This window comes from Olsenella uli (genome assembly GCF_016900775.1).
In the GTDB taxonomy this organism is placed as follows: Bacteria; Actinomycetota; Coriobacteriia; order Coriobacteriales; family Atopobiaceae; genus Thermophilibacter; species Thermophilibacter uli_A.
Genome location: NZ_JACJKN010000027.1, coordinates 1 through 7,895, shown reverse-complemented (window position 1 = coordinate 7,895; position 7,895 = coordinate 1). Strand labels below are relative to the sequence as shown.

5 protein-coding genes are annotated in these 7,895 nt (G+C 71.0%); all 5 read left to right on the top strand.

The window, feature by feature from the left end; genetic code table 11:
• The coding region (murJ, locus tag H6A23_RS11040; RefSeq protein ID WP_204832225.1) for a murein biosynthesis integral membrane protein MurJ at positions 1-1,549 on the top strand (1,549 nt) is incomplete at its 5' end.
• A gap of 37 nt (positions 1,550-1,586) precedes the next feature.
• On the top strand, positions 1,587-2,771 hold the full coding sequence (locus tag H6A23_RS11035) for a DegT/DnrJ/EryC1/StrS family aminotransferase (RefSeq protein ID WP_204832224.1): 1,185 nt from the start codon (positions 1,587-1,589) through the stop codon (positions 2,769-2,771).
• A 175-nt stretch (positions 2,772-2,946) separates the two neighbouring features.
• Positions 2,947-4,194, top strand: a complete 1,248-nt coding sequence (locus H6A23_RS11030) for a hypothetical protein (protein WP_204832223.1) — start codon at positions 2,947-2,949, stop codon at positions 4,192-4,194.
• 125 nt (positions 4,195-4,319) lie between these two features.
• A complete protein-coding gene (locus tag H6A23_RS11025) occupies positions 4,320-5,330 on the top strand; it encodes a lipid II:glycine glycyltransferase FemX (RefSeq protein ID WP_075279883.1) in 1,011 nt (336 codons plus the stop codon).
• 2 nt (positions 5,331-5,332) lie between these two features.
• On the top strand, positions 5,333-7,261 hold the full coding sequence (uvrC, locus tag H6A23_RS11020; RefSeq protein WP_204832222.1) for an excinuclease ABC subunit UvrC: 1,929 nt from the start codon (positions 5,333-5,335) through the stop codon (positions 7,259-7,261).
• The last annotated feature ends 634 nt before the right edge of the window (positions 7,262-7,895 follow it).

Sequence of the window (7,895 nt, the reverse complement as noted above, 5' to 3'; positions counted from 1 at the left end):
GAGCGGCCTGGTCATCATCAGCCGCATCACGGGCTTCATGCGCACCTGGGCCCAGGCCATCGGCCTTGGCGCCACCATGACGGCGAGCGCCTTCACCGTGGCCAACAACCTGCCGAACCAGCTCTACGAGCTCGTCATGGGCGGCATGCTCGTGACGGCCTTCCTGCCCGTCTACGTCTCGGCGAAGAAGCGCGCCGGCCGCGAGGGGGCAACGGCCTACGCCTCCAACCTGCTCTCGCTCGTGGTGCTGCTCATGGGCGTCCTCGCGGTCCTGGCCTTCGTCTTCGCCGAGCAGGTCATCTGGACGCAGTCGTTCAGCGCGAGCGCCGACTTCGACGCGGGCCTCTCGGCCTACTTCTTCCGCTTCTTCGCCATCTCCATCGTGCTCTACGCGCTCTCGTCCATCATCTCGGGCGTGCTCAACGCCGAGCGCGACTACCTCTGGAGCACCGCGGCGCCCATCGCCAACAACGTGGTGACCACGGCGTCCTTCCTCGCCTACGGCCTGCTCGCGGACTCGGACCCGAGCCTCGCCCTGCTCGCGCTCGCCGTGGGCAGCCCACTCGGCGTGCTCTCGCAGGTCCTCATGCAGGTGCCCGCGCTCCTGCGCCACGGCGTGCGGCTGCGCCTGAGGATCGACCTCCACGACCCGTGCCTGCGCGAGACCGTCTCCATCGGCGCGCCCACGCTCATCGTGACGCTCGTCTCCTTCGCCACCACCTCCGTCCAGACGAACTGCGCCCTCTTCGCCACGGCGAGCGGCGCCTCCATCGCCTACTACGCGCGCATGTGGTACATGCTGCCGTACTCCGTCTTCGCCATCCCCATCACCACCGCCATGTTCACCGAGCTCTCCACCTCCGTCGCCCGCGACGACCTGCCGAGCTTCGTGCGCGGCCTCGCGAGCGGCACGGGCAAGATCCTCTTCATGCTCGTGCCCTTCGCCATGTACCTCGTGGTCTTCTCGCCGTGCCTGGCGCGCCTGCTCGGGGGCGGCAGCATGGACGCCCAGGCGGTGGGCGACCTCGCGGCCTACATCGCCTGGCTCTCCGTGTCGCTCCCGGGCTACGGCCTTGCCACCTACCTGCAGAAGGCCTGCTCGGCCCTGCGCCGCATGATCCTCTTCGCCGTGGCGGAGTGCATCGCCGGCACGATCCAGATCGTGCTCTGCCTCTGGCTCACGCCCGTCTTCGGCCTCAACTTCGTGGGCTTCAGCTCCACGTTCTTCTTCGTGTCCATCGACCTGGTCATCCTGCTCTTCCTGCGCCGCGAGCTCGGCCGCATCGGGATGCGCGACATGGTGGTCGCCTTCCTGCGCGCCTTCGCCCTCGGCGCGGCGGGCGCCGTGGTGGGCGGCGCCGTCCTCATGGGGCTGCAGGCGTTCGTGGGGCGGCTCGGCGCCGGCATGGCCCAGGCGCTCGCCTACGCCGTCGCCGGCGGCCTGCCCGCCCTCGCGGTGACCTTCGGCCTCGCGGCCGCCCTGCGCCTGCCCGAGGCGTCGTTCGTGACCGGCATGCTCGCGCGCCTCGCGCCGCGCCGCGCCTCCTAGCCGCCCCGCCCGCCCGACCCGCCCGAAAGGAGCCCCCATGGCCCGCATGCCCGCAGAGGACGCCCTCGCCCGCGCGCTCGCCGAGCGCACCGGCACGCAGGCCGAGGACTGGTTCTGCGTCTTCAAGGCCCGCTACGGCATGCAGGCCGCCCTCGCGGCGCTGCGCCGGGCGACGGGGGAGGGCTCGGCCGTGACGCAGCTCTTCACCTGCCTTACGGCCGTCGTCCCCATCGTCGCCGCCGGGCTTGCGCCCGCCTACTGCGACGTCTCGGCCCGCACCGCCTCGCTCGACCCGGAGCGCCTGCGGCTCCCCGCCGACGCGCGCGCCGTCATGCTCCAGCACACCTACGGCATCATTGACGACGCCGAGTCCGCCGAGCTCGCCCGCCGCGCCCACGCCGCGGGCGCCCTCGTGGTGGAGGACAGCGCCCACTGCGTCTGCCGCATGGCGAGAGACGCCGCGGGCGAGCCCGTCGCGGACGTCTCGGTCCACTCCTTCGGCGTCGAGAAGATCCTGCCCACGCACTTCGGCGGCGCCGTGTGGGTGAACCCCAGAAGCCCCCTCGCCGCCCTCGCGTCCGCGGTCCGCGCCGCCCTCGCCGCGCTCCCCGATCCGCCCGCGCGCCTGGACGCCCTCGCGCGGCGCTACCGCACCGAGAACCGCGTCCTCGCGCACCTGCCCGCCGGCGTCTCGGCGCGCCTGCGCCGCTCGCTCGTCTCCTCGGGCGCGATGGAGCCCGCCGTGAGCGAGGCCGAGCGCCGGGGGCTCGCCGCCCGCGAGCCCGTGCGGGCCTCGGCATGGGTGTGCGAGCGCGCCCTCGCCGCGCTCGCCGGCCTCGACGAGGCCGAGGCCCTCCGACGCGAGACGGTCGCGGCGTACCGCGCGGAGCTCGCCGGCGCCTCCACGCTCCCGGCCGCCCTCGAGGGCCCCACCCAGCCGCTCCTGCGCTACCCGGTCCTTGCCCCGGACACGGCCGCGGCGGACCGCGTCGTCGCGGGGGTCTGCGCCGCCGGGCTCTTCGCGGAGGCGTGGTATCGCCCCGAGCTCGGCCCGGGCGTCCTCGACGCGGCCGCCTTCGGCGTGCCCGCCGAACGCTCCGGCCTGCCGGTCCACGAGCGCCTCGTCGCCACCTGCGCCGCCCTGCCGGCCGACGTCGGCGCCGCGGGCGCCCGCCGTGCCGCCGGCGCCGTCCGCGCCGCGATTGGAGGGCCCGCCGATTAACGCGCAAAATCTGGTGCCATAATCTATATTCCCAGATAGGTTTTTCGCGCTTGTCGAATTATGCGCGTTATTACCGGGCGGGCTTGCCCGACGTCGCGCCCCGCGCGACCTACGCCGTGCCCGCCGCCGCTCTCCCACCGTTCTTCTCGCCAGCTCATCCCCAGGAGGTTCTGACATGGATCGCATCACAGAAGAGGAGCTCGCAGGCCGCCTCACGCCCATCGTGCTCGGCGGGGACATCCTCGCGTACTCGTACGCGCGCTGCTTCCACGAGGCCTACGGCGTCATCACGACGGTCTACTCCGGCGTGGACGTCAAGGTGACATCCTCGAGCCGCTTCGTCGACTACCACGTCGAGCCCGCCATGTCCGAGGGCGAGGACGCGATCGTGGCGCTTCTGCGCGACCTCGGCGCGCGCCTTTCGGGCGAGGGGAGGGTCGCCCTGCTGCTCGGCAGCGCCGACTGGCACGTGCGGATCATCTCGCGCCACAAGGAGGAGCTCGAGCAGTGGTTCGTCGTGCCGTACAACGACTTCGCCCTGCTCGACGACATCACGCAGAAGGGCCGGTTCTACGAGCTCTGCGAGGAGCTCGGCATGGCGTACCCCAAGACGTGGTCGTTCGACTGCGCGCGCGGCGAGCTGCCGCTCGACCCGAGGGAGCTCCCGTACCCGCTCGTGGCCAAGCCCTCCAACTCGGCCCGCTACGACCTCATGGACTTCCCGGGCAAGGAGAAGGTGTACGAGGTGCACGACCCCGCCGACCTCACGCGCATCTTTGGCCTGCTCCGCGACGCGGGCTACGACCGCGAGCTCGTGGTGCAGGACTTCGTCCCCGGCGAGGATGACGCCATCCGCTCGCTCACCACCTACTCCGACGCCTCGGGCCGCCTGGTTGCGGTCTCGGGCGGGCGCGTCGTGCTCCAGGATCACTCGCCGGCCCGCATCGGCAACCCCGTGTGCATCCTGCTCGAGCGGTGCGACCAGCTCGTCGAGGACGCGCGCCGCTTCTGCGAGCGCGTGGGCTACCGGGGCTTCGCCAACTTCGACGCGAAGTACGACGAGCGCGACGGCACCTACAAGTTCTTCGAGGTGAACGTGCGACCCGGCGCCAACACCTGGTACATGGCGCTCGGCGGGGTGAACTTCGCCCGCCTCATCGTGGAGGACTACGTGCTCGGCCGCGAGCTTCCCTACGAGGAGGCATACCGCGACGCGCTCTACACCCTCGTGCCCGCGCGCGTGGTCCGCGACTTCGTCTTCGACGACGGCCTGCGCGAGCGCGCCCTCGGACTCATCCGCGAGGGGAGGGCCGCGTCGCCTTTCGACTACGCGCCCGACACGATCGCCCACCGGTTCTGGGCGCACCTGCGCTCCGCGCGCCAGCACGAGAAGTTCGAGCGCTACCTCGGCAGGCGCCGCTAGGCGGGGCCTGGCGCCGGTGGCGGCCGCTGGGGGTTTCGCGGAGTCGGGCCGCCGGGCACGCCCGGTCGCGAAGGCTGGGTTAGGATGATGGGGAGTAAACGGACCGGGGAACGGAGCGTCGCCAGATGCAGGTGAGAGAGCTTACGCGCGAGGAGTACGAGCAGGCACTGACGGGGGTCGACCCCAATCCGCCGGTCGAGCAGCTCGGCGTCTGGCAGGACTACGAGTCCACGATCCCCGGCCGCTCCCACTGGGGCTGCGTCGCGCTCGAGGAGGGCGGCCGCACGCTTGCCGTGGCCTCGTTCCAGCAGTACGAGACCCACGGCTACCGCTACCTGCGCGGCCATCACGCCCCGGTCTGGGCCGAGGCGCCCTCGGCCGAGCAGGAGTCCGCCGCCCTCTCCGCGCTCGCCGACTACGTGCGCGCGCGGGACAAGAGGCAGGTCTTCGCCCGCCTCGCCGTGGCCAACGAGCTGCCCGAGACGAGCCCCTGCCTCTCCACGGTGCCCTACGACACCACGGTGGTCATCGACCTCACCGGCGGCGACGAGGCCATCCTCTCCCGCATGAAGCCGCGCGGCCGCCGCGACGTCCGCAAGGCCCTGCGCGAGAGCCCCGCGACCTGCGCGGACGAGACGGAGCTCGCCCTCGCCTCCTTCGAGGAGTACTACGACGTCATGCGCGAGACCGGAGAACGCGACGGCTTCACCCCGGCCGCCATCTCCGACTACGAGGACATGATTCGCATCCTCGGGCCCGAGCACTGCCGGGTCTTCGCCGGGCGTCACGAGGGCCGGGTGGTCACGTGGTCCATCGTGACCATCTCGGGCAACCGCGCCACGCGCTACTACGGAGCCTCGCGCAGCGACACCATGCGCCTGCACGTGACCGACAAGCTCGTGTACTTCGAGTGCTGCGAGCTGGGCTCGCGCGGGCTTGAGGAATACGACCTCATGGGCATCGGCAGCGAGTTCTCCCCCTCGATCATGGGCCTCAACGAGTTCAAGACGAAGTTCGCCAAGGACGGCGTGCGCTCCGTGGCCCCCGACCGCGACCTGCCGCTCAAGAGGGCGTTCTACCGCACGCTCGTGGGCGTGCGCGACGTGCGCGACCGCCTGCGCGGCGGGCGGGAGTAGCCGTGGGCGAGCCCACGCTCGCCGAGCAGGTCGCCCTGGTCCCCACGGACCCCGGCTGCTACCTCTGGAAGGACGGCAAGGGCGAGGTCGTCTACGTGGGAAAGGCCAAGAACCTGCGCGCCCGCATGCGCCAGTACGTGACGCTGCAGGACGACCGCGAGAAGATCCCGCTCATGATGCAGGTCGTGCGCTCCTTCGACTACGTCGTGGTGGGCTCCGAGCACGAGGCGCTCGTGCTCGAGCGCAACCTCATCGCTCAGTACCACCCCTACTTCAACGTCGACTTCAAGGACGACAAGTCCTACCCCTACATCGCCATCACCGAGTCCGACGTCTTCCCTGCCATCAAGTACACGCGCGAGAGGCACCGCAAGGGGACGCGCTACTTCGGCCCCTACACCGACGCGCGCGCCGCCCGCGAGACCATCGACACCCTGCGCAAGGTGATCCCCATCTGCATGGCCACCTGCGTCGAGTGGAAGCGCGCCCGCCGCCTGCTCGAGAAGAGCCCCGAGCAGGCCTCGGTCGCCAACCTCATGCTCGCCGAGCGGTGCCGCCCCTGCTTCGACTATCACGTGGGGCGCGGCCCCGGCGTCTGCGCCGGCATGATCGATACCGTGGAGTATGCCCGCCACGTGCGCCAGGTGGAGAACTTCCTGAGGGGCAACCGCTCGCAGGTGGTGGGGGAGCTCACCGAGCAGATGCGCGAGGCGGCGGCTGACCTCGACTTCGAGCGCGCCGGCCGCCTCAAGGCGCGCCTCGACGGGCTCGACGCGCTCGACGACCGCCAGCAGGTGGTGTTCTCGTCCGGCGTGAACGCGGACCTCATCGGCTTCTACCGCGAGGAGACCATCAGCTGCGCGTGCGTCTTCGCCGTGCGGGAGGGCCGCACCGTTCGCTCCGTCGAGTTCGTGCTCGACAAGGGCCTCGACACGGGGGAGGAGGAGCTCGTCTCCGGCTTCCTCAAGCGCTACTACGACGAGACGGCCGACGTGCCCGCCGAGGTGGACCTGCCTGCGGAGCTCGAGGACGCGGAGCTCATCGAGGGGTGGCTCGCCGAGAAGCGCGGGCACTCCGTGCGCCTGAGGCGACCGCAGCGCGGCGAGAAGCGCCGCCTGCTCGACATGGCCTCCGCGAACGCCCGGCACGCGCTCATGCGCTACATGGTGCGCACCGGCTACGCCGACGACCGCACGAACAAGGCGCTCCTGCAGCTCGAGAGCGCGCTCGCCCTCGACGCGCCCCCGATGCGCATCGAGTGCTTCGACATCTCGACGCTTCACGGCCACTTCACCGTGGCCTCGATGGTGGTCTTCACCAACGGCCGCCCGGACAAGTCCCAGTACCGCCGCTTCAAGATCCAGACCCCGCTCACCGAGGCCAACGACTTCGTCTCCATGTCAGAGGTCCTGGGCAGGCGCTACTCCCCGGAGCGCATGGCCGACGAGCGCTTTGGCAGCCGCCCCGACCTGCTCGTCGTGGACGGCGGCAAGCCACAGCTCACGGCCGCCATGGAGCAGCTCGCCGAGCTCGGGCTCGACATCCCGGTCTGCGGGCTCGCCAAGTCTGACGAGGAGATCTTCGTCCCCTGGGACGAGACGCCCGTCGTGCTGCCCTCCGGGTCGCCCTCGCTCTACCTCATCAAGCAGGTGCGCGACGAGTCCCACCGCTTCGCCATCACCTTCCACCGCGAGCTGCGCGACAAGGCCATGACGCGCTCGGTGATCGATGACGTCCCCGGCGTGGGCCCCAAGCGCAAGCGGGCGCTCATGCGCCGCTTCGGCTCGATCAGGAGGATGCGCGAGGCCACGGTCGAGGAGCTCGCCGCCACGCCGGGCATCCCCGCCGAGGTGGCCACGGCCGTCTGGCAGGCGCTGCGCGCCTGGGACGAGAGGGACGGGCTCGAGGACTCCGGGGCGGGAGCGGACTAGCCCTCCTGCCGCCCGGTCCTTCTCGCGACGCCTCCCCGCACCCGGGTGCCGCGCCACGTTGGGCATCGCCCGACACGCAGTTCCGCATCTGAGCGCGTCACGGGACGCGTTGCCGCGGCGAGAAGAACTACGGCCTGCGGAACCGTGGCCCTCGCGCCCGCGACCGACGCTCATTTCCGGAACTGAGTGCGCCATGGGGCGCAACGCCGTGGCGAGAAGTACCGCGGCCTGCGGAATCATGGCTCACGCAACCGCGACGGACGCTCAATTCCGGAACTGAGTGCGGGCGGGTACTCATTTCCGGAACTGAGCGCGGGCCCCCACCCAGTTCCGCATCTGAGTGCGCCATGGGACGCGTCGCCGCGGCGAGAGGGCCCTCGGCCCGCGGAATCGTGACTCTTGCGCGCGCGTTCCCCACTCATTTCCGGAACTGAGCGCGGGTGGATGCTCAGTTCCGCATCTGAGTGCCACCCGGCGCCCGACGAGACGGCGAGAAGGACCTCGGCCCGCGGAATCATGGCTCACGCACCCGAGGCTGACGCTCATTTCCGGAACTGAGTGCGGGCGGGCGCTCAGAACCGGAACTGAGTGGTGTCCGATGCGCACTTCCGGAACCTGTCTCTTATACACATCT